General features: G+C 41.6%; 20 protein-coding genes. 4 read left to right on the plus strand and 16 right to left on the minus strand.

Features of this window, described 5'->3' with window-relative positions; translation table 11 throughout:
- Window positions 1–3: 3 nt before the first annotated feature.
- Both DWW10_RS18565 and DWW10_RS18570 read right to left on the minus strand, forming a co-directional pair.
- Window positions 4–1,335, minus strand: a complete 1,332-nt coding sequence (locus DWW10_RS18565; protein WP_147350477.1) for a hypothetical protein — start codon at window positions 1,333–1,335, stop codon at window positions 4–6.
- A 246-nt stretch (window positions 1,336–1,581) separates the two neighbouring features.
- On the minus strand, window positions 1,582–2,034 hold the full coding sequence (locus DWW10_RS18570; RefSeq protein ID WP_118487237.1) for a hypothetical protein: 453 nt from the start codon (window positions 2,032–2,034) through the stop codon (window positions 1,582–1,584).
- Window positions 2,035–2,381: 347 nt separating this feature from the next.
- Between DWW10_RS18570 and trpS the strand changes: the two genes are divergently transcribed.
- Entirely contained in the window at window positions 2,382–3,476 is a 1,095-nt protein-coding gene (gene trpS, locus DWW10_RS18580; RefSeq protein ID WP_118422045.1) for a tryptophan--tRNA ligase, read from the plus strand.
- 87 nt (window positions 3,477–3,563) lie between these two features.
- Here the strand turns inward: trpS and DWW10_RS18585 are convergent, their stop codons facing one another.
- The 12 genes from DWW10_RS18585 to tig form a co-directional block, all read right to left on the minus strand.
- On the minus strand, window positions 3,564–4,757 hold the full coding sequence (locus DWW10_RS18585; RefSeq protein WP_022392350.1) for an OmpA family protein: 1,194 nt from the start codon (window positions 4,755–4,757) through the stop codon (window positions 3,564–3,566).
- Window positions 4,758–4,870: 113 nt separating this feature from the next.
- The gene (mutL, locus tag DWW10_RS18590; protein WP_022392351.1) at window positions 4,871–6,799 is read right to left on the minus strand and encodes a DNA mismatch repair endonuclease MutL; all 1,929 of its coding nucleotides are present in this window, start codon (window positions 6,797–6,799) and stop codon (window positions 4,871–4,873) included.
- Between the two features lie 54 nt (window positions 6,800–6,853).
- Window positions 6,854–7,144, minus strand: coding sequence for a hypothetical protein (locus DWW10_RS18595; RefSeq protein WP_118223486.1), 291 nt, complete (start codon window positions 7,142–7,144; stop codon window positions 6,854–6,856).
- Between the two features lie 5 nt (window positions 7,145–7,149).
- A complete protein-coding gene (locus tag DWW10_RS18600; RefSeq protein ID WP_022392353.1) occupies window positions 7,150–8,811 on the minus strand; it encodes an OstA-like protein in 1,662 nt (553 codons plus the stop codon).
- A gap of 28 nt (window positions 8,812–8,839) precedes the next feature.
- Complete coding sequence (locus tag DWW10_RS18605) at window positions 8,840–10,204, minus strand: peptidylprolyl isomerase (protein ID WP_118223484.1); 1,365 nt, start codon at window positions 10,202–10,204, stop codon at window positions 8,840–8,842.
- Window positions 10,205–10,218: 14 nt separating this feature from the next.
- The gene (locus DWW10_RS18610) at window positions 10,219–11,061 is read right to left on the minus strand and encodes a peptidylprolyl isomerase (RefSeq protein ID WP_022392355.1); all 843 of its coding nucleotides are present in this window, start codon (window positions 11,059–11,061) and stop codon (window positions 10,219–10,221) included.
- Between the two features lie 57 nt (window positions 11,062–11,118).
- Window positions 11,119–12,660, minus strand: a complete 1,542-nt coding sequence (locus tag DWW10_RS18615; protein ID WP_022392356.1) for a peptidylprolyl isomerase — start codon at window positions 12,658–12,660, stop codon at window positions 11,119–11,121.
- 251 nt (window positions 12,661–12,911) lie between these two features.
- The gene (gene guaB / locus DWW10_RS18620; RefSeq protein ID WP_022392357.1) at window positions 12,912–14,387 is read right to left on the minus strand and encodes an IMP dehydrogenase; all 1,476 of its coding nucleotides are present in this window, start codon (window positions 14,385–14,387) and stop codon (window positions 12,912–12,914) included.
- 105 nt (window positions 14,388–14,492) lie between these two features.
- Window positions 14,493–16,676, minus strand: coding sequence for a DNA helicase RecQ (recQ, locus tag DWW10_RS18625; RefSeq protein ID WP_022392358.1), 2,184 nt, complete (start codon window positions 16,674–16,676; stop codon window positions 14,493–14,495).
- Window positions 16,677–16,847: 171 nt separating this feature from the next.
- Window positions 16,848–18,095 (minus strand): ATP-dependent Clp protease ATP-binding subunit ClpX, encoded by a 1,248-nt coding sequence (clpX, locus tag DWW10_RS18630; protein ID WP_022392359.1) that lies wholly within the window; start codon window positions 18,093–18,095, stop codon window positions 16,848–16,850.
- Between the two features lie 2 nt (window positions 18,096–18,097).
- Window positions 18,098–18,760 (minus strand): ATP-dependent Clp endopeptidase proteolytic subunit ClpP, encoded by a 663-nt coding sequence (gene clpP, locus DWW10_RS18635; RefSeq protein ID WP_007659551.1) that lies wholly within the window; start codon window positions 18,758–18,760, stop codon window positions 18,098–18,100.
- 140 nt (window positions 18,761–18,900) lie between these two features.
- On the minus strand, window positions 18,901–20,256 hold the full coding sequence (gene tig, locus DWW10_RS18640) for a trigger factor (protein ID WP_022392360.1): 1,356 nt from the start codon (window positions 20,254–20,256) through the stop codon (window positions 18,901–18,903).
- Window positions 20,257–20,699: 443 nt separating this feature from the next.
- Between tig and DWW10_RS18645 the strand changes: the two genes are divergently transcribed.
- Entirely contained in the window at window positions 20,700–20,948 is a 249-nt protein-coding gene (locus tag DWW10_RS18645; RefSeq protein WP_007210212.1) for an RNA recognition motif domain-containing protein, read from the plus strand.
- Between the two features lie 77 nt (window positions 20,949–21,025).
- Here the strand turns inward: DWW10_RS18645 and lptB are convergent, their stop codons facing one another.
- On the minus strand, window positions 21,026–21,781 hold the full coding sequence (lptB, locus tag DWW10_RS18650; protein WP_007218708.1) for an LPS export ABC transporter ATP-binding protein: 756 nt from the start codon (window positions 21,779–21,781) through the stop codon (window positions 21,026–21,028).
- A gap of 78 nt (window positions 21,782–21,859) precedes the next feature.
- Between lptB and DWW10_RS18655 the strand changes: the two genes are divergently transcribed.
- Both DWW10_RS18655 and DWW10_RS18660 read left to right on the plus strand, forming a co-directional pair.
- On the plus strand, window positions 21,860–22,603 hold the full coding sequence (locus DWW10_RS18655) for an MlaE family ABC transporter permease (protein ID WP_007659548.1): 744 nt from the start codon (window positions 21,860–21,862) through the stop codon (window positions 22,601–22,603).
- Window positions 22,600–23,370 (plus strand): ABC transporter ATP-binding protein, encoded by a 771-nt coding sequence (locus tag DWW10_RS18660; protein ID WP_022392361.1) that lies wholly within the window; start codon window positions 22,600–22,602, stop codon window positions 23,368–23,370. Before DWW10_RS18655 ends, DWW10_RS18660 begins: the two co-directional genes overlap by 4 nt.
- 233 nt (window positions 23,371–23,603) lie before the next feature.
- Here the strand turns inward: DWW10_RS18660 and DWW10_RS18665 are convergent, their stop codons facing one another.
- Entirely contained in the window at window positions 23,604–24,257 is a 654-nt protein-coding gene (locus tag DWW10_RS18665) for a response regulator (protein WP_022392362.1), read from the minus strand.
- Window positions 24,258–24,262: the final 5 nt, after the last annotated feature.

The following is a 24,262-nucleotide window of genomic DNA, read 5'->3' on the forward strand; positions in this document are numbered from 1 at the left end:
GTATCAACTTTTTCGGAAGTCCGGATAATCAGAAGCCTCTATTGCAGTTCCGATAAGATGACGGCTGTAATTAGCAAATCGATGAAGCAAAGGATATTTACGCACAATAGTTAGTGCTATCTTTTCTGTTTCAACAGGTGATATATAAGTGACCGTTCCATCTAAGTTCACATGAAAAGGCAATGAAGCCGGCACTATCTTATCATCTATATAATACCCAGCTATGAACATCGTCTGCGGTCCTACATGTGTAAAGGTGACCTTACTTTTATTAATCCGTCCATAATGAACAGGTGTCCAATGCTCATTATTGAACACACATAAATAAGCATATTCACGCTTCTCCTCCGGAAGACATCGCAAATCTACAGTGATGTCATAACACGTCATATACTCATGCGTCACATCTTTCACAAAGCGGTCTTCAAAGAAAGCCGGGATTGGTTCATCAGGATATTGACGAATAAGTGTCTGATTATTGGCAGCATAAGTCCTACGATATACTTTATTCATCTTATAATCCTGATTCAAACCACGGGGACGGGAATCGAAACCAGTAAAAGGATATCTCAGACCGGTAAAATGATAAACAGCATTCCAATAATGTCTCCCTCGTCGACTTGACCATTGCTCTATCATCTCGAATGATACAGGGATCCCTAATGAACGCATAATCAATACCGCAGTAGGAACATATTCTAAACACCTCATCCCAACTACAGTTTTTGTACCAATCAAAGAATGTGTAAAACATACAGAATCGGAACGAGCTTGATTCATCTCCTCTATTAATTTATCATTCAATCGCATACAAGCCTGATAAGGCGATTCGAAGAGTTCATCAACACCTCGCATTTTTTGCAATACAGAACAATAAACACCCTCTAATGAATCACGCCAATTGTTCAATGGTTCATTGCCTATACGATAAGGCAATAAATATTCGCAGAAATCATCAAAACCTAAATGTTGTGCCCAAGGATATTTCCAGCACTCGAAGGCCTTTTCTATATTCGAAATCAAATAAGAAGCCGTGATACACTTCACATCCTCCACGCGCTTGACATCCATTAATGAGTAAACATCCTGATAAGGATACAGATAGAATATGTTACGAATGCTCCAGGGAAGCCGTTTTAATACACTTGATGAGTCTACAGCATTTTTATAAGCATCCAAAGAAGAGCCATAATAAGAATAATGTCCAGGCATATTAGATATGAGATACTTTGCAGCTTTCAACTTCAAAGAATCAGCTGAATTGTGAGAAAAATGAGACAACACCTGTTCCAGTTCGGTACGATTCTCTCCACTCAGGATTAAAGCATACTCCAAATCCGAATTCTTTTTGCCGCAAGAGGACAAGATAATTATTACGAACAGTAGCGATGTGAGTCTCATAGTATATATTAAACAGTTTTCTTTGTTTGCAATATAGGGAAAATTAATATCATGTATAAATTATAAAAAGAAAAGTGATTGGACACGAGCAGCCTATCTATAAATGCAACAACCTATAAATCAAGGCATAAAAACAATATAAAAATTTATCATATGGACATTACAGACCTGAATAGAAAATTACCAAATTTGAAACAAGAATTCATCTAAAGTTAATCCAACTTTATCAAAATGAACTTTTTTCTTTACTCGGAGTTTCTTCTTATAAATTGTATCCATTTCTTTGGACATTAGAAGAGATATACACGATATGGGAATCCGCATTCGTATGAAGCAGCAAAGAAGCAAGTCATCAGAAGATAATTGAGGATAGTCAGTTAATAATTGATTCACTTTGCCTTCAAAACGATTGTTACATGCCACAATCAAAGCTTCTGACTCTTCTTTCGACAAAGGATGAACAAGACGCAAAAATTTATTTTCTCCTTGTTCTAATAAAGCTAATATGTATTGAACTATCGGAGTTGTTTTCCAAATAATATATTTTAGTTCGTTCTGAGAAGAAATTAGTAATTCATTTTCTTGCTGTAAATCAGCAACTTTCCTAAACATCTTTTGATTATTTCTCTGCATACATATCAAACGATATATACTCATAAATAGCATAATAGTAGAAACCACCCCCCATATGGTAAGGAATAAATAGCTCATCATATTTCATTTTGTGACAAAATTCGCTCTTTTCTAAAAAAACGATTTGCAATATCATACCAATCTCTATAAATTTTATCTCAAAGCTTTTATAATAAAACTTCTTTCCACTTATTATAGTGCTTTTCAACCATACGCTTCATTAAGTATATACCTTATATATAGTATCCTTTTGCCGAAGAAAAAAATTATCGGTATCTTTGCAACTAATTTGTTGCCAGCCAGCAACAAACCCAAAGAAAAAGATTACTAAGAAATTTAATATAGATATGACTAAAGAGAAAATCATCCTCACGGGCGACCGCCCAACAGGACGCCTGCACATAGGACACTATGTAGGCTCATTGAGAAGAAGAGTGGAGTTACAGAACTCCGGCTTGTATGACAAGATATTTGTCTTCATTGCTGATGCACAAGCATTAACAGACAATGTGGACAATCCGGAAAAGGTACGCCAGAACGTTATCGAAGTGGCCCTTGACTATCTGGCTTGCGGACTGGATCCGGAGAAAAGCACTATCTTCATCCAATCACAAATTGCCGAGTTATGCGAACTGAGCTTTTACTTCATGAATATGGTAACTGTGAGCCGCCTGCAACGCAATCCTACTGTGAAGGCCGAGATCCAACTACGCAACTTCGATGCCAGCATTCCCGTGGGATTCTTCACATACCCCATCAGTCAGGCAGCAGATATCACAGCTTTCAAGGCAACGACTGTCCCTGTAGGTGAAGACCAGGAGCCAATGCTGGAGCAAGCCCGCGAAATCGTTCGTCGCTTCAACTATATCTATGGCGAAACACTGGTTGAACCGGAAATCCTTCTGCCCGAAAATGCCGCTTGTCTGCGCCTTCCCGGAACAGACGGAAAAGCCAAAATGAGCAAGAGCCTGGGTAACTGTATCTACCTTTCCGACTCTGCCGACGAAATACAAAAGAAAGTAAAGGGCATGTACACCGATCCCGATCACTTGCGCGTACAAGACCCGGGTAAAGTAGAGGGCAATCCTGTCTTCACTTATCTGGATGCCTTCTGCCGTCCCGAACACTTCGGTCTTTACCTGCCCGACTATCCGAATCTCGATGAACTGAAAGCGCATTATCAGCGTGGCGGTCTGGGTGATATGAAGGTGAAAGGATTCCTGAACTCCATCATGCAGGAGACACTGGAACCGATTCGCAACCGTCGTAAAGAGTTTGAGAAAGATATACCTGCCATCTATGAGATGCTGAAGAAAGGCTGTGATGAAGCCCGCGAAGTTGCTGCTGCCACACTGGACGATGTACGCAAAGCGATGAAGATAAACTACTTCGACGATGCAGAATTGATAGCTGAACAAGTGAAGAAATTCAGTGCAGAATAATTTCCGCACTATTATCAAATAGAGAAACGCCCTGCCTCCCGTAGATTAACGAGAAGACAGGGCGTTTCCTTGCTTATGAAAGAACTATTAATTGGCAGATTTTACTAATACCACACGGTTCAGAATTGGCTGACCAAATTTGTCTACACCACCACCGGCTTCAATATTCAAGCGGTCGGCAGCAATACCGTAATTCTTAACCAGTGCATCTTTAACAGCTTGTGCACGTTTCAAGCTCAATTCTTTATTGAATGCCGGAGTACCGGTTGCAGAGTCTGCATAACCATTCACGGTGTAAGTTGCATTCGGGAACTGCTTCATCTGTTCTGCCAGATAAGACAGGTTCATGATTTCACGCGGAGACAGTTCAGCAGAACCGATTGTGAAGAATACAGTACGCGGTGCGATATCCGGATCCGGAACAATAACTTCTGTTTCTGTAACTTCGGCTACCGGTTGGTTTTGAGCCTGTATCAAAGCATTCTTCAACTGTGCATTCTGCGCACCCATTGCGGCCAACTTATCCCGCATAGCAGCCAACTCGATTTGAGAAATCAACTGCGGCATCGGACGACGGAAACCACGGGCAGGGAAACGGTAAGTCAAACCGACTGTAGCACTCAGTACGCCATCATATCCATGATCGCCACCAACTTCACCATCGAATTTATCTTCAACGCCCATTGCACTTAATTCCAGATTAATATCGAACGCATTCGAAATACGGAATTTATTGATGATACCTGCATTCACAGACAATGCTTCGCGATGAGGTTTTGAATAGTTGTGGGTAAAACCGGCACCGACATAAGGAATAATTTCATAAACACGATGCTGATTGTAACCACCGAAAAGCGCATTCAGATTAAACATCACATCAGCATGGAGGTTCATATAATCAAAACGCTGTTTATAATAACCGTCTTTCATTTGAGTACCTTTTACATAATCTGCCCCTGCATCATATGTAAAACCTCTCGCTTGAAGACCGCTATATTGCAAACGCAATCCTAAACCGGGGGTAAACCATTTGCCAACGGAAACATTCAGCGTCGGACTAATACGTTTGCCAAAACTTCCGGCTGAATCATTGTCACCAAATGTAGCTTCGGCACCACCGCCAATAGAGAAGAACCAATTGCTCCAGAAAGGATTCGTTATCACCTGATACTTATCCTGTACCTGGATTACTTCATACTCTACAACTTCACTTGTACTGTTCTGCGCCCAGGCGGCAGAAGTCAGGCCGGCCAGAGCCAGCAACATTAGAATCTTTTTCATATACCTAAATAGTTAAGTGGTTAATTTAAATTCATTATTATAACTGACTAAATAACACCATCCCCACTAAAAGGTTTTTGAAAGAGATTATTTTTTGTTATTACCTTTAATCTTTATCGCGAGAATAATTTCTCAATATCCTCTTCTTTTATAGTTGACAATACAGTACGTCCATCCGGCGTATAGTTTGGAGTAGGGCAAGCAAACAGGCTATCTACCAAATTAGCCATTTCTTCATTACTCAGTACTTGTCCATATACGATTGCCGCAGCCTTTGCCAGCGTTAAAGCCAACATGGTTTGCACTTCTTCTTTTACATCACTTCCCTTTTCCATGGCTGTATGTACCATATTACGTACCAGTTCCACAGGATTCAGCCCCTCAATGCCAGACGGAATACCATTGATAGCATAACTGCCACCGCCCAACGGGGTTAATTCAAAGCCAACTGCCGAGAAGTCTTCCATAATGCTTTCCAACACAGCAGCTTCCGAAGCCGGTAACTGTACGATTTCCGGAAACAGAACGCCCTGAGACACTCCCTGCTTCTGACTGATCTGATTCATATAGCGTTCAAACAATACCCGGATATGTGCCCGGTGTTGGTCTATCAGCATCAAGCCGGACTTCACCGAAGTCAGAATAAAACGTCCCTTGAACTGGAAATGCTGCGCCCCCTTTTCCACTGCCGGCTCATTAGCATACAACGGTGCAGATAAGGAAGAAGAAGCCTGCGTTTCCGGTACATACGGTGTACGTTCTTCGGACATATCAGTCGATACCGGCGCAGAAGCCCAATCTGTTTCATCTACAAAGGGTTCTTCTTCCATAGGAGCATTCATTTTGCTGGCTTTTTCCAGCCCATCGTACAATCCTTCCCAGTCTACTTTCGGACGGGAATAGTTGCCACCGCTATAAGAAGAGGCAGAAGAAGTTTTAAACGGATTGAAGTCTGAATTATAATGCACTTTCGGCGGTTCTATCGGGCGTGTCTGGTCGAATGCCGGAATATCAGGCATACCTTCGGTGTCAAAATCGATAGATGGTACAGCATTAAATTTGCCCAATGATTCTTTAACAGATGCAGAAAGTATCTGCCAAATCGCTTGTTCATTTTCAAATTTGATTTCCGTCTTTGTGGGATGTATATTCACATCTATATTTGCCGGATCTACCTCAAAATAAATAAAGTAAGAGATCTGCTCACCAGCCGGAATCAGCTGTTCATAAGCATCCATCACTGCTTTATGGAAATATGGATGACGCATATAACGGCCATTCACAAAGAAATACTGATGAGCACCTTTTTTTCGTGCCGTCTCCGGCTTGGCTACAAAACCCGATACCTTCACCATGGTGGTATCCACATCCACCGATAGCAAATACTGGTTCAGCTTTTTGCCAAACACAGCAAGAATACGTTGCCGAAGCGGCATAGCCGGCAGATTAAACAGTTCTGTGTCATTACTATATAAATAGAAAGCCACTTCGGGATGTACCAAAGCGATGCGTTCAAATTCGGTAAGGATATTGCTAAGTTCCGTAGAATTCGCTTTCAGGAATTTACGACGGGCAGGAATATTAAAGAATAAGTTTTTAATGGAGAAATTACTTCCCTTAGGGCAAGATACCGCTTCCTGGCTTTCTACTTTAGAACCGGCTATCACAATCCGTGTTCCCAGTTCTTCATTTGCCGTACGGGTTTTCAATTCTACTTCTGCTACCGCAGCAACAGAGGCCAATGCCTCGCCACGAAATCCCATCGTACGCAAAGCAAACAAATCGGCTGCTTCTTTTATCTTAGAAGTGGCATGGCGTTCAAAGGCAAGGCGTGCATCCGTTTCGGACATACCTTTTCCATCATCAATCACCTGAATACAGGTTTTTCCTGCATCCGTCACTAATACATGTATTTCTTGTGCTTCGGCATCAATCGCATTTTCTACCAATTCCTTTATCACAGATGCCGGACGCTGAATCACCTCTCCGGCAGCAATCTGGTTGGCAACCGAATCGGGCAGCAAATGAATAATGTCGCTCATAAGAACAATAAATTGTTTTTTAAATTAGTTAAGTTAGGAAAGCAACTACCAGAATCAAATGATTCCGGTACTTATTGCATACCACAAGTATATCAGCAAGGCAATAACAACCAGTATCACCCCCAGATGTACCGGTTTACGCCCGCTATCCTTGCGTCGCTTCAGGTGAGTAGTTCCTTCTACAAACTTCCCCCGGATATCTTCCGGTGAGAACTCTTTTTCAGGTAACATCCCCAAATCACGCTTGGCGCTCTCTTCCATCTTCGCCAACTTCTCTTTCCGCTCATCCACATATATGTATGGATGGTTAAAGCCGCGCGGCTTTCTCATAGTGAACATTCCCATAGCGTTTATTTATTTCGTTTAATATTCATATTCCTTGGTGAAGTTAAAGGTTTCCGGTCTGATTTCTGCAATTGCTGACCGGCCTTCTTTCCTCTCCATTCAAATATATCTTCCTTATTTCGCGGACGAATATAATCGAACCACGCAAAGGTAGGCAATTTGTATTTCTCCGCAGGAATCTGATCCATCGGATACATCGTACCGTTAGCTTTACCAATAAAAGCTCCTTTCTCCATACGTCTATCTTTCAGCAACATACGCAAGAAGCTACCTTCGGCATAATTCAGTCCTATCAGGCTACTATCTTTTTCTTCCACCGGATAAAAGATAACCAGCACATTGCCGTTCACATCAGCCTGACGCATGTCTCCTTCTACAAAGAAGCCCTTCATCTCTTTACCCGATACCTGATTATAATGGATAGAGTCTTTCTGTTCTATGGTAAAAGCCTGGTTAATGATATGTACCCAGTCTATAGTACTGTCATTCATATATGCCTTGATCTCCTCACCTAATATCTGTTGCGAACCGTGCCACAAAATAGGATCAGTATACATCGTCATGCAAGAATCTTTTGAATTATAAACCAAAGAATCGCACACAGCCTGTACATCGGTACGGTAAGCACGGACTTTATGATAAACACGCATTTCACGATACATGGAATCCGTATTTATATTATAAGTAATCAACCGCAACGTATCACCATGCATAAACAAACTGTCACCTTGTGAATAATCAATGGCGACAGCACGCTGAGTAGCAAGAGCGCTTCCCGTTATTTCATTATAGAAACAATAGTTACCTGTCAACATGTTTTTGTTGATGGTATCATTCATCTGCACATTCTCAAATGCTTCGCCATATCCTAATACACGATCGTAGAAAATGCTGTCACCTGTCAACTTCTTACCTTCGTTAGTCAACACGGAGCGATCCAGAAGTTCAGCTTGTTCAGTAGTAGTATTATAAAATCCTCGTTCAGAGTAGATGTGATTATTATCACTCACGATATCCGAAGGCCCCAGAATCGTGGCTATCTTAGTTGCAGTGCTATATTTCAAGGTATCCGAAGTCAATATGAATTTCGGATTCACCAACTTCACATCATGGTTGAATACAGAAATTTTCGTTGCCGGACTATATTCCCCCCACTCAGACGTCAGTACATTCTCTTCATCAGTCAATGTACCGCCCTCAAAGTAGTAACCCAGATTATACAAACGGTCGTAGTTCAAACTATCAGTAGTCAAGGTAGTATTTCGGTTGATCATACGGACATTTTCACGAATCATGGCCAACTGTGCCATACCGTCATAATACAGATAATCTCCATAGATAAAAAGCGTATCTCCCTGCTCCATACGAACATTACCAAACGCTTCTACCGAATTTGTCTTTTCGTAGATCAACGCACTGTCACAATACATATACATGCTGTCGTGACGCAACTTCACCGACCGGATCAGTATCTGGATATCCGGATGTAACACTTTGTCCGCCTGTGCCTCTTCAGCATAAAGCAAATCGACCCGGGTTTTCTTCTTTTCCGGTTCTTTTTTCTTATCTTGAGCGCTCAGTAAACAGACACCAAACAGGCATAGAAGGCCTGCGAGAAGGAATCTATGCCTGTTCAGAAAATTAGTTCTTGTATTTTTTTTCTGCATACAAAAAGAATCAATGTATCATCCGGAATCAGTCTTTAACCCAACCCGGATACTTGAATGTACAGTTCTTCCAGTTATCGTTGATACGTACGTACGTATGTTTCTGCTTTTCACGAATCCACTTATCCAGCATTTCATCACGACGTTTTTCCAAAACGATTTCTTTCAGATTCTGATAGTCTTCTGAAATTGTAGCTTTGTGGCCGTTGATGCGGCTTTTCAGTTTCACAATCACACACTCTTCTTTACCGGTCTTTTGCGGAATCATAGTAAATGCTGTGGAGATTTCTCCTACTTTCATATTATCTACCACTTTGGCAATCTCGGGCGGAAGTTCCTGCATCTCGAACTTGGAAGTATTATTGTTAGGATTAGGCAACAAACCATGGTTGTTGCGTGTATCTTTATCTTGCGAAAGTACAGAAGCAGCTTCCTCAAAAGAGAACTTACCATTACGGATATCATCTGCAATAGAATCCAGACGGGCAGTACCTGCCATCAATGCTTCTTCCGGCACATGAGGCTTCAGTAAGATATGACGCACCTTGATTCGGTCACCACGTTTTTCCATCAGCTGGATAATGTGGAAACCGTACTCAGACTCTACAATCTTGGAAACCTTATTCGGGTCTTGCAAGTTGAAAGCCACATTTGCAAATGCGGGGTCCAAGTATCCACGTCCTGTAAATGGCATTTCACCACCATTGATAGCCGTACCGCGGTCATCAGAATACAAACGTGCCAACATAGAGAAACTTTCTCCCTTATTCACACGCTCGGTATACTCACGCAGTTTTCTTTTCACATCTTCAATCTCATCCAAAGGGATCTTTGGCTGCTGTGTGATGATCTGCACCTCTACCTGGGTAGGGATATAAGGGATACTATCCTGTGGCAGGTCTTTGAAGTAACGACGTACTTCTGCCGGAGTAATCTTAATCTCGCCCACCAGTTTTTGCTGCATCTTCTGCACCTTCAGACCTTCGCGTGCATTTTCACGTAAAGTCTCACGAATCTGGCTGGATGTCTTATTGAAGTATTCTTCCATTTTTTCACGCGAACCGATATTGGCGATATACATATTCGTCATATAGTCCACACGCTGGATAACTTCACTTTCAGGTACTTCGATACTATCGAGAGCAGCCTGATGCAAAAACAGCTTCTGCACAGCTATTTCTTCCGGAATCACGCAGTAAGGATCGCCGTCAAACTTGCGTCCTTCGTAAGCAGCACTCATACGTGCTTCTTCCACTTCAGACTTCAATATAGCCTCGTCGCCCACTACCCAAACTACCTCGTCAATCACGTTGTCTTGTCCATAAACGGCAGAACCGGTCATCAGCGCCAAGGCACATAAAACTACAAACTTAAAGTTCATAAAATTCTTCATTCTGTGTATCTAAACTAATTATATTTAATCTTATCTCTTTTCACAGTCTGCTGATACAAGTCATCTTTCACAGCTCTCATAAATTCTACTTGTTTCAGATTCAACATCATATCTTTTACTTTAGGACGGGCAAACTCATATGGTTCCTGTTGGCCCACCGTGCGGAAATCGCTCACATTCAGAAAATAATGAAACGCCGTATCTTTCAGTTCGATATGACGGTTCTTATTCACATAATCCTCTACCTCCGGAACTTTCAGCGGTATCAGATCTAACACATCCGCCATCGGTACCCATTTGTCATAAAAGTATTCATACTTTACAGCATTCTGCAAACTATACTTCTCCAAATGCTCCACTGCATCTTGCGTAGGAGTCTTATACCAACGACGTACTTTGTTTAGTTCCGGTGCAGTGAGGGGTACTTTAATGAACAACCCTTGCATAAGCGGGCGTTCCAATCTGAATAGTTCTTTATTCTTTTCATAATAATCCGTCAACTCCCCTTCTGATATCTCATTCGAGAGCCTTTGATGAATCAACGCTTGTTGATAAGTGTGCATTATCAATGCCTTGCGATAGTTCTCCACTAATTTTTCTATTTCCCCATTATCAGGGATATTGCTTTGAGCTTTCTCGTACAGCAAGATATCTTCCACCCAGTTGCGGATATAATGTTCAGCAAACAGCAAACTATCATCTTTCGACAATCTTGCCGGAAGTGCAGATTGCAAATCTTCCTGGTAAAGGAAATTGCCGTCCAGCTCCACCAATGGCGTCTTACCTTTATGGTCGTGCTGCTCGCTACAAGCCACACAGAAAAGGATGGATAGGATTCCCAGAAAGATTATTCGCATTACCGATTGATATTTACTTTATTTCAAGCTACGAAGATAGCGGTTTAATCGGTTGCATCAGTGCTTATTAACGGTTTTTAAAACCTCTTGGTTTATTTCAACCTTAGAAGCTGCCCGTAATCGTGCTACCCAACGCTCCTCCAGGTAATTCTGATAATCACCGGCAAGCAGTCCACGCACCTCCTGATAACCCTCAGGACCCTTTATTTTCTCACCCAGAAAAGTGGTAAAAGGAAATGACGGTATAGGTTCAGCCTTCTCTTTTTTGAATATTTCATCATCTACATAGATATTGTCTCCAAGGGCAAATAATCCTTGTTCGGCCTGTACTTGCTGTTTTTTGGCATTAAATGTCAACCGGATGGCATCCTGCCACTCTTCTTCCGGCAAAGATTTTAAAAGCTTACGAACTTGCTTCCCTATTCGTTTTGTTGCAGAATGTATCACAATCCCTTTATAATGAGGACTTTTCCAATGGTAATCTGAACGATGCTTATCAAAGTAAGCAGCCATTCCCACCTCATCCGAAGGTACGCGTTCCCATATTTCCCGGTTACTGATTTCAAACAACAACATACCATCACGATACTCTTGCATAAGCATACGAAACTCCGGATACTTCTGTTCCAAACGACCGTATTCATAGTCGAGCACGGATTTCATGATAAACCCTTTCAACTGACGTTGTATCCCCTGAGAATGGGCAATAGCAAAATTTGCAAACATTTGCCCCGTATATTCTCTGCCACCAAGAGTAAAAAGTTTCTTTTCAGTCTGCCCTTTTGCCAGCAATTCATCCATTCCCGCTTTATCCGGTGTGTATTGATACTCTTTTTTCAACTTCTCCACCAAAGATTCTGTTCCCTTATCCATTCCATGACGGCGGGTCTGGCGACGGATAATTTCATCTTTCACATCCTCGAAAGGCAAAATATCTTTTCGTTCAAGCACCTTGACAATATGAATACCCTGCGGAGTGAAGAAAGGACGGGATATTTCACTCGGTTTCATTTCAAAGACCGTATCTTCAAATTCAGCCGGCATCTGTAGCCAACCTACCCAGAAAGACTTCTTTTCGTCAGAAAAGTTACGTACGCAAGCATCAAAATCCGCTTGTCCGTTCTGCAATGCAGTATAAAGAGAATCCATGCGGGCTTCAGTAGTACGGAGCAAATGACTGGTAGCTGTCTGAGGCAGGGATTTAAAGATATGACTAACCCGTACTTGTCCTGCACGCTGATTGGCTCTCATCTTGTCATATACCTGGCGCGCAGCAAGTTCTGATACGGTTTCATCTGTTAAGTAAGTCTTTGCCAACTGACGGCGATACCCTTCCAGCTCTTCACGGAAAGCACGGGTCGTATCCAATCCTATAGCCTCGGCTGCAGCAACCTTCAACTTAAAGTTTACAAACAAATCAACATATTCGTTCAATGTTTTCTGCTCTATACCGGAAAGAGCATTATTTTTATTATAGATATATTCAAACTCTGAACGGAGAATATCTTTCCCGTTAATACGCATCAGCACAGGATCTTGCTGAGCAAAAACTGTCCATCCCAGACAAAGGAGAATTATTGTCAATCCACTTCTTATCATAACTATCTTCTTTTGAAAAAGAACAATGTAATAACGGGAAAACATCTTTTATATTGTTTGCCTTCAACGGCTTTCTTTAAACACATCATCTGTCTGCCTCAAACAGATGGTCTATTTACCTTGAACAAACGGTCTGTTTACCTCAAACAGACCATCTGTTTATGCCGGACAGACCATGTATTTTCAGAAACTAAAATACCCGGAAAGAAACTGCTCCTTTCCGGGTATTCTTATCTAACTTGCCTATACTTTTATTCGGGACGACTGTAATTCGGAGCCTCGCTTGTAATCGCTACATCATGCGGATGACTTTCGAGTACACCTGCATTGGTAATACGAGTAAACTTAGCATCGTGCAACTGCTCAATATTGCCTGCACCACAGTAGCCCATACCAGCACGCAGACCACCTACCAACTGGAAGATTACTTCATACAAAGTTCCTTTATAAGGAACACGAGCAGCAATGCCTTCGGGTACCAACTTCTTTACGTCATTGGTTCCACTCTGGAAATAACGGTCCTTTGAACCATTTTCCATTGCCTCCAATGAACCCATACCACGATAAGACTTGAATTTACGTCCATTAAAGATAATCGTATCACCCGGAGATTCTTCCGTTCCGGCAACCAGCGAACCGATCATTACGCTACAACCTCCGGCAGCCAAAGCCTTCACAACATCTCCTGAGTAACGCAACCCACCGTCAGCAATCAAAGGAATACCTGTTCCTTTCAATGCTTTGGCAACATCATATACAGCAGACAACTGAGGAACCCCTACACCTGCTACAACGCGAGTAGTACAGATAGAACCCGGACCGATACCTACTTTCACACCATCAGCACCAGCTTCTACCAATGCTTTTGCAGCCGCTCCGGTAGCAATGTTACCTACCACAATATCAATATTCGGGAAACGCTTCTTTGCTTCTTTCAATTTCTCTATCACATAGATGGAATGTCCGTGAGCAGTATCGATAACAATAGCATCGGCACCGGCATCCACCAAAGCTTGCATACGATCAAGGGTATCAGCAGTAACTCCTACTCCGGCAGCTACACGCAAACGGCCTTTAGAGTCTTTGCAGGCCATCGGTTTATCTTTAGCTTTCGTAATATCTTTATAAGTAATCAATCCTACCAGCTTACCTTCTTTATCCACAACCGGCAATTTCTCAATTCTGTGTTCCTGCAAAATCTGAGAAACAGCTTCCATATCAGTAGTCGGATTCGTAGTGATGATATTTTCTTTTGTCATCACTTCATCGATATGCTTATTCATATCTCTTACGAAGCGAAGGTCACGGTTAGTAACAATTCCTACCAAATATCTTTCATCATCTACTACTGGAATACCACCGATTCTATATTCTGCCATCAATGTTAATGCATCTCCTACAGTAGAACCTCTCTTAATGGTTACCGGATCATAAATCATACCATTTTCAGCGCGCTTCACAATGGCAACCTGACGTGCCTGTTCCTCAATGGACATATTCTTATGAATAACACCGATACCACCTTCACGTGCAATGGCAATAGCCATTTTCGCTTCAGTAACCGTGTCCATAGCGGCCGTTACAAACGGAATTTTCAACTCAATGTTTTTTGAAAACTTTGTCGAGAGTTCGACAGTTTTAGGGAGTACTTCAGAGTAAGCGGGGATTAACAAAACGTCGTCATAAGTTAATCCATCCATTACAATCTTATCAGCAATAAATGACATAGGGCTATGCGTTTAAAATTTATTGCGTGCAAATATACGGTTTTTATTCCATTCCGTATATCTGCACGCAATATTTTTTTCTTTTTTTAAACCAACAGTCAAGGGTTAATTCGCCATTTCAGAAATGAACTTGATGCGAACCAAACGTACTTCTTCTTCCGTGAAATCATCCCCCAACTCATCAAGGGCATCATCTACTTTGTCTGTGGTGGATTCTTTATAATAATCATAGATATCCAGCATATGGTCTTCGTCCATAATCTCATCCAGGAAGTAGTCGATATTCAACTTCGTACCGGAATAAACAATAGCTTCTATTTCGTCCAGCAAATCACTGAACTCGATACCTTTGGAAAGAGCGATATCATCCAATGCCACTTTCCGGTCTATAGACTGAATAATAGAAACCTTCAGTTTTGACTTATTGGCAACCGTACGAACACGTAAATCTTCCGGGCGTTCAATCTCATTCTCTTCACAATGACGCTTAATGAGTTTACAGAACTCTTCACCATAACGTTTCGCCTTACCGGCTCCTACACCAGGAATATTCTGCAGTTCGTCCAATGTCACCGGATAGATAGTAGCCATGGCTTCCAACGAAGGATCCTGGAATATAACGTAAGGCGGTACTTCCAACTTTTTAGAGAGCTTCTTACGCAAGTCCTTCAGCATGGAATAAAGAGCCGGATCGACAGCACAAGAACCACCTCCTCGTGTTGGAGCTTCTTCTTCCACTTCTTCGAAATCATTATCTTCGGTTATCTTAAATGACTTAGGATGTTTCAGGAATTTCTTTCCGTCATCCGTCACTTTCAGCAAACCGTAATTTTCCACATCTTTACTCAGGTAACCGGCAATCAACGCCTGACGAATGACAGCATTCCATGTCTTGTCCTCTTCGCCCATGCCAGAACCGAAAGCTTCCAGATCTTCATGCAGGTGCGCTTGTACTTCGGTAGTTTCGCGTCCTTGTATAATGTCGATAATATAATCTGCTTTAAAATTCTCTTTCACCGCGAGAATAGCCTCTATCACGGTACATAATAATTCTTGAGCCTCCACTTGTTTTTTCGGGTTTAAACAGTTGTCACAATTTCCACAGTTCTCTTCCAAATACTCTTCGCCGAAGTAATGCAAGAGCGTCTTTCGGCGGCATACAGAAGATTCGGCATAAGCAGCAGTTTCCAACAGAAGCTGTTTGCCAATTTCCTGTTCTGCTACAGGTTTTCCTTGCATGAACTTTTCCAGTTTCTGCAAGTCTTTATTGGTATAAAAGGTAATACACTGTCCTTCACCTCCGTCTCTTCCGGCACGTCCTGTTTCCTGATAATATCCTTCCAGACTTTTCGGAATATCATAGTGAATAACATAACGTACATCAGGCTTATCAATACCCATACCAAAAGCAATGGTTGCTACAATCACATCTATTTTCTCCATCAAGAAGTCATCTTGATTTTGCGTACGTGTTGCAGAATCCATGCCTGCATGGTAAGCGCGGGCATTAATGCCGTTTGCCTGCAGAATCTCAGCAAGTTCCTCTACTTTCTTTCGGCTCAGGCAATAAATAATACCTGATTTCTCCGAGTTATTCTTGATAAACTTGATGATATCTCTATCTATATTATTAGTTTTGGGACGTACCTCATAATAGAGGTTCGGACGATTGAACGAAGACTTGAACACCTCAGCGTCCACCATACCCAGATTTTTCTGAATATCGTGCTGTACTTTAGGAGTAGCAGTCGCCGTCAAAGCAATCACCGGAGCTTTTCCGATTTCATTGATAATAGGACGGATACGTCGGTATTCCGGACGGAAATCATGTCCCCACTCGGAGATACAATGTGCTTCGTCTACAGCATAGAAGGATATCTTCACTGTCTTCAGAAACTCCACGTTTTCCTCTTTCGTCAGCGATTCGGGAGCCACATACAGCAACTTCGTCTTACCGCTGAGGATATCAGACTTTACCTGATCTATCGCACCTTTATTAAGGGAAGAGTTTATAAAATGGGCAATACCATCTTCTTCACTGAAGTTACGCATCGCATCGACCTGGTTCTTCATTAGAGCAATCAGAGGAGAAATCACAATACCCGTGCCTTCCATCATTAATGAAGGTAACTGGTAACATAATGATTTGCCACCGCCTGTAGGCATCAGCACGAATGTATCGTTGCCTGCCAACAGATTCTGTATGATAGCTTCCTGATTCCCTTTAAACGTGTCAAATCCGAAGTACTTCTTCAGCTGGTCTGTCAAATTAATCTTCTTCCCTGCCATGATTCATTAGGTTGTTTTTTTGAATGATTGTTTAACATCTCGTATAGCCATTCTTTTTAATAAGAACTCTAACAAAGTTATAAACAACTTCTTAATTTTCAAGCATAATCCAATGAATATTTTTCAATAAAAAACAAAAAAGTCAGTTTTGTGCATCCTTATCGTTTGATTTTAAGCAGTTTGCAGTCTTGCAATGTTTGCTTTTTCAAGTTGTTGTTTAGCGTAATCCAACGTCACAACAAAGCTATCTTTGTGTTCAGAAGGGATTTCGAACATAGCATCCATCATTATGGTCTCCACAATAGATCGCAATCCACGGGCTCCCAATTTATATTCCACAGCCTTATCGACTATGTATTCAAAAACCTCATCTTCGAACTTCAATTCCACTTTATCCATCTCGAACAGCTTTACATACTGTTTGATAATAGAGTTCTTGGGTTCAGTCAGGATGGAACGCAAAGCAGCACGGTCCAACGGATTAAGATAAGTCAGCACCGGCAGACGACCAATAATTTCAGGTATTAAACCGAATGACTTCAAATCCTGCGGAGCGATATATTGCATCATATTGCTCTTATCGATCACCGCAGTATTACGCACTGCACTATAACCCACCACATGAGTATTCAGGCGTTGAGCTATTTTCTTCTCAATACCATCGAATGCACCGCCGCAAATGAAAAGGATATTCTTCGTGTTCACCGGAATCATCTTCTGGTCGGGGTGTTTACGTCCACCCTGAGGCGGTACGTTCACCACTGAACCTTCCAACAATTTCAGTAACCCTTGCTGTACACCTTCTCCACTCACATCACGGGTGATGGAAGGGTTATCACCCTTACGGGCAATCTTATCAATTTCATCAATGAACACAATGCCTTGTTCTGCTTCGGGAACATTGTAATCTGCCACCTGTAGCAGGCGGGTCAGAATACTTTCAATATCCTCACCTACATATCCCGCCTCAGTAAGCACCGTGGCATCTACAATCGTAAAAGGAACATGAAGCAGTTTGGCAATAGTACGCGCCAGCAAGGTCTTTCCCGTACCAGTACTTCCTACCATAATAATGTTGGACTTTTCAATTTCCACATCATCACCGCCATCCTTTTGCAGCAAGCGCTTGTAGTGATTGTATACCGACACGGAAAGGAAGCGCTTGGCATCGTCCTGTCCAATGACATATTGATCAAGGAATTCTTTTATTTCTAAAGGTTTCGGAAGTTCTCTCAGATTCAGTTTTGTTGCAGCGCCATCTCTTTTTGCTCCACCCAATGCCTCCTGAGTAATTTCATAGGCCTGGGTAGCACAACTATCGCAAATGTAGCCGTTCATTCCTGTAATCAGGAATCCGACTTCATCTTCCATACGCCCACAAAAGCTACACCTGTTTTTGTTTCTTTTTGAGTCTGCCATATTTATTTTTTAATCAACACTTCATCTACCATACCATACTCTTTGGCTTCCTGTGCCGTCATCCAGTAGTCACGGTCAGAATCTGCCCAAACTTTATCAAAAGGAGTATGAGAGTGATCAGCAATGATAGTATACAGTTCTTTCTTCAGTTTTTGTATTTCACGGGCTGTGATTTCAATATCTGAAGCCTGTCCCTGTGCACCGCCCATCGGCTGATGTATCATTACACGTGAATGAGTCAGCGCCGAACGCTTACCCTCAGCACCTGCCACCAGCAACACTGCAGCCATACTTGCCGCCATACCGGTACAGATAGTTGCTACATCACTTGTAATAAACTGCATTGTATCATAAATACCTAATCCTGCATATACAGAACCACCCGGTGAATTGATATAAATAGAGATATCTTTACCCGGATCTACCGAGTCCAGATAAAGTAACTGCGCCTGTAAAGTATTGGCGGTATAATCGTCAACTTGCGTACCGAGGAAAATGATGCGGTCCATCATCAAGCGGGAGAAAACGTCCAACTGTGTTACATTAAGCTGACGTTCTTCCAGGATATAAGGATTTAAATACCCGGCTTGTGATTTAATCACATCGTCCAACACCAAACTATTCATACCTAAATGCTTGGTAGCGTATTTTCTAAAATCATCCATATTACTTTCTTTATTTAGGTTTAGTAAATTGAAATGCAAAGAAACAAAAAAGAACACAGAGACACAAAAAAACACAGAGTTATATACTATAAAACTCTGTGTTTCTTAATGTTTTTAAACTGTTTTCAGAATAAAAAAGCTTATTCAAACATCTTGTTGAATTCTTCTGCAGAAATTGTTTTGTTATTCAGCTTCACCTGAGACTTCAAAGCAGAAGCCAATTTGGTTTCAACAACGCGGTTCACCAAACCTTCTACACTTTCTTTCTTCTTCAGCATTTCCTTTGCATAGTTTTCCAGAAGATCTTCGGGAACGCTCATCATACCGTATTGTGCAAACTGAGCACGAGTAGCTTCCTTAGCCATATTGACTACATCTTCCTGTTCAACTTTAATATCATTTGCTTTCACCAACTGTTCCTTAATCAGGTGCCATGTCAGTTCTTCAATGCTCTTATCATAGTTGTCATCAACAAACTTATCGTCTTTATCCTGGTTGTTCATACGCATGATGCGTTTCAGCAATGCATCCGGGAATTCCAGTTTGCCAACCTTTTCCATCAACATCTTACGAGCATCGATCAAGAATTTATAATCGCTGTCTGCTACGAACTGATTAGCAATTACTTCTTTTACTTTAGCGCGGAATTCTTCTTCAGACTTCACTACGTCTTTACCACATACCTGGTCAAAGATTTCCTGAGTCAGTTCTCCTTCTACGAAACGAGTAACCTCTTCTACCTGATAACTGAAGTTAGATTTCATTTCAGCAGCCTCTTCCTTGTCGATCTTCAACAGAGAAGACAGTTCGGCAGCATTACCTTCCCATGCAGTGTGAGGATTGAATACAAGTACATCGTTTACCTTTGCATTGGCGAAAATAGCCTTTTGCTCATCGTTCTTCATATAAGACGGCATCATTACAGCACCTTCTACCTGGATACCACCTTCTTTGGTATTGCCGTTTTCGTCCAGCTCAGCCAACAGACCTTTCAGCATATCCTTATCTTCGTAAACGTCTACTTTCTCGTACTTACCATTACGTTGTGTATAAGCTTTCACCTGATTGTTTACCATATCTTCGGTAACATCAATCAAATAGTAGTCTACTTTATCTTTAGCGTCTACTTCAGCCTTGAATTCAGGTGCCAAAGCAATATCAAACAGGAATTCGAATTCTTCCATAGTGTCGAAGTCGATCTCCGGTTGCTTGTCTTCGTTTGGCAACGGTTCGCCAAGGATAGATACATTATTATCTTGAATATACTTATATACAGCTTCTGAAAGTGCCTTGTTCACTTCTTCGGCAATAACAGATTTACCATACATTTTCTTCACCAAACTCATCGGAACCATACCCGGACGGAAACCCGGAACTTGAGCTTTCTGACGAAGACTTTTCAATGATTTATCAACTTTTTCCTGATAATCGGCTTTCTCAAGCTTTACAGTAAGCAGAGCGCTTACTTTGTCAATGTTTTGTAATGAAACGTTCATTCTGACAATTATTTATTTGATTTATACTTTGTTCCAATCTCAAATGAGGGTGCAAAATTAGCGTTATTCTTTCAATTATCAAAAAAACATAGCTGAATTATTTCTTTATAACAAAAGGAGAGAATACTTACCATTGAATGCTACCTCTATCATTAAAAAGAAAAGTCTGCGCCCCATAAACAACAAATTGTTATTTCATAAGGCTTTTATCTATAGATTCGAAAGAAAAAGCAAAAAAAAACAGAAGAGAAATATTGTTAATTCGAAATATTTCAGTTTCTTTGTTGCGGAATGGTAATGCGTTAGTTTTTAGATTTTCAGTACATGGTTTTTACTTCCGTTTTTATTAAAACGCTTTTGTAAACTCTCTGTTGTTGTGATCCTTTTATTATAGTTACTGTTCCAAGAGAGTTTTATTCATTTATTTATTTTACATTTTCATTATGAACATTTACGTAGGAAACCTTAACTACAAAGTTAGGGAATCAGACCTGCAAAAGGTCATGGAAGATTACGGTGCTGTAACCGCAGTCAAATTTATCAAAGATCGTGAAACCGGTCGTTTCAGAGGCATTGCATTTGTAGAAATGGAAGATGCAGCAGCTGCAGCTAAAGCGATTGAAGAACTCGACGGAGCTGAATATTTCGGCCGCAACATGGTAGTTAAAGAAGCAAGACCTCCGAAATACTAATATAAAGGAGAAAGAAAACAAGACCGCCTGCTCACTCTTGGAAAAGAGAGCAGGCGGTCTTTGTTTTACCACTATCATTATTTCATAAAATCCTTGCGACGAAGCACAAAGCTATTACTCAGATACTTTTCACGTACAATTTTGTTTTCCGCCAACTCTTCCGGCGTTCCCTGGAACAAGATTTTCCCTTCGAACAACAGATAAGCACGGTCGGTAATACTTAATGTTTCCTGCACGTTATGGTCAGTAATCAGGATACCGATATTCTTATCCTTTAATTTCCATACGATTTGCTGAATATCTTCTACAGCAATCGGGTCAACTCCTGCAAAAGGTTCGTCGAGCATGATAAACTTAGGGTCGATAGCAAGACAACGGGCAATCTCCGTACGACGGCGCTCACCACCCGAAAGTTGGTTACCTTTATTTTTACGCACTTTCTGCAAACGGAATTCCGCAATCAGGCTTTCCAGTTTTTCCTTCTGATATTCCAGAGGTTTATCCGTCATTTCCAATACGGAAGCAATATTATCTTCCACACTCATCTGGCGGAATACAGATGCTTCCTGCGCCAAATATCCAATACCAGTTTGCGCACGCTTATACACCGGATATTTCGTAATATCCAAGTCATCCAGAAAGATGCGTCCCTCATTCGGCGTAATCAGTCCCACGGTCATATAGAATGAAGTCGTCTTACCAGCACCGTTCGGTCCCAGTAAACCAACAATTTCTCCCTGCTTCACATCTATGGAAACATGGCTTACTACTGTACGTTTACCGTACTTTTTCACCAGGTCCTCGGTGCGAAGCACCATTTTGCTTTCTTCCATACTTGCGTTATTTTGCCGCAAATGTAGCAATTATCAGCTGAAAATGGGCTATATTTGCAGACAAAATAGTTAAGAGTCATGATAAAAGCACTTAAAACTGTCGGAAGATACATCATGTTGATGGGGCGTACTTTTGCCCGCCCGGAGCGTATGCGCATGTTCTTCCGCCAATACCTCAATGAGATGGGGCAACTCGGCGTGAACTCTATCGGCATTGTGTTGCTGATTTCGTTCTTCATCGGCGCTGTTATCACCATACAAATCAAACTGAACATCGAGAGCCCTTTTATGCCACGTTGGACAGTAGGTTATGTGACACGTGAAATTATGTTGCTGGAATTCTCTTCCTCCATCATGTGTCTGATATTAGCAGGAAAAGTAGGTTCCAATATTGCCTCTGAGCTGGGAACCATGCGAGTAACCCAGCAAATCGATGCATTGGAAATCATGGGAGTCAATTCAGCTAATTACCTGATCCTTCCCAAGATTTGCGCCATGGTGACTACCATTCCTTTCTTGGTAACGTTCAGTATCTTTGCCGGCATCATCGGAGCCTTTGCCACGTGTTGGTTCGGTGGCATCATGTCGGCGGTAGACTTGGAATACGGTTTGCAATATATGTTCGTAGAATGGTTTATCTGGTGTGGCATCATCAAATCATTGTTCTTCGCTTTCATCATCGCCAGTGTATCGGCCTTTTTCGGTTATACCGTCGAGGGTGGCTCTATAGAGGTGGGCAAGGCCTCTACAGACTCTGTGGTATGCAGCAGCGTACTTATCTTATTTGCCGACTTAATATTAACTAAACTCTTAATGGGATGATCGAACTGAAAGGACTTTGGAAATCATTTGAAGGCAGAGATGTATTAAAGGATATCAATGCCACTTTTGAAAATGGGAAAACTAATCTCATCATCGGACAGAGTGGTTCGGGAAAAACCGTATTGATGAAGTGTATCGTTGGATTGCTCACACCGGAACGGGGTGAATTATTATACGACAACCGTAATTTCCTTGCCATGGGCAAGAATGAAAAGAAAGCATTGCGCCGCGAAATGGGAATGATATTCCAAAGTGCGGCATTGTTTGACTCCATGACGGTGCTGGACAATGTAATGTTTCCTTTGAACATGTTCAGCAACGATACATTCCGCGACCGTACCCGCCGTGCCATGTTCTGTCTGGATCGCGTAAACCTGGCAGAAGCAAAAGATAAATTTCCGGGTGAAATCAGTGGTGGTATGCAAAAACGTGTTGCCATAGCCCGCGCCATTGCCTTAAATCCGCAATACTTGTTCTGTGACGAACCGAACTCCGGATTAGATCCAAAGACCTCATTGGTAATCGACGAACTGGTACACGATATCACCCATGAATACAATATGACCACCCTCATCAACACCCACGACATGAACTCTGTAATGGGTATCGGTGAAAAAATTATCTATATCTACGACGGATACAAGGAGTGGGAAGGTAGTAAAAATGATATCTTCACTTCCAGCAACAAGAAACTCAACGATTTTATTTTTGCATCCGACCTCTTCCGGAAGGTAAAGGAAGTGGAAGTGCAGAATATAGAAGGATAAGATTAGAAAAAATAGCAATCTCCTATAAATAGGGCGTCCGGAAAAACATCCGGACGCCCTTTTCCTCATAAAACCAGTTAATAGAATTGACATATATCCTCACGATATACTTTGATTGCCCTTATATCTTCATGAGAAAACATGAAGAACAACTTCAATTACGGCAACAAAGATAACCAAAAGATACTAATAAAAAATCACGGAAAACCGTTACACTCTGAATTTTCCGCGAATCATTCCAGCGTAATCCATCCTTGCGCAACAGCCTTGACCACCATATCTATAGCATTCTTTGCTCCAAACTTACTAATAAGCCTTTTACGAAATGTTTCCACAGTATTCTCTGAAATTTTCAATAAATCAGCAATTTCATGGGTATTCATTCCTTTAGCCACAGCCTCCAACACATCACGCTCCCGACGGGTAGGCGCATCCTTAGGCTGCAAGCCTGCCGATGCAGAGTTCAGTTTCTGCGAGATAGCAGCAAACCGTGGACAAGCATACGCTTCTCCCCTCAACACACAACGAATAGCTGCCATTAACTCCGTAGAGGCTGAAGATTTCAGAATAACAGCATTCACTCCGCACTGTACCAACCTGTTAGCCATCCATATTTCTTCGTGCATTGTATTCACAATAATCTTTGCCTGGTCATTCATTTCACGGATTTTAGCTATCAACTCAAATCCGGACATATCAGGAATGCTAACATCCAGAATATATATATCATAATCTCGTCTTTCAATCAATTCTGCAGCTTGTAATCCGGAAGTTACAGCATCCACCACAACTACTTCCGGCATCTTATTCACCACCTTACAAATACCTTCCAGAATCAGATTATGATCATCCACTACCAATAATTCCGCCTTCACATTCTTTTCCATCGTTC

Origin of the sequence: Bacteroides intestinalis (assembly GCF_003464595.1) — a bacterium.
GTDB classification, from domain to species: domain Bacteria; phylum Bacteroidota; class Bacteroidia; order Bacteroidales; family Bacteroidaceae; genus Bacteroides; species Bacteroides intestinalis_A.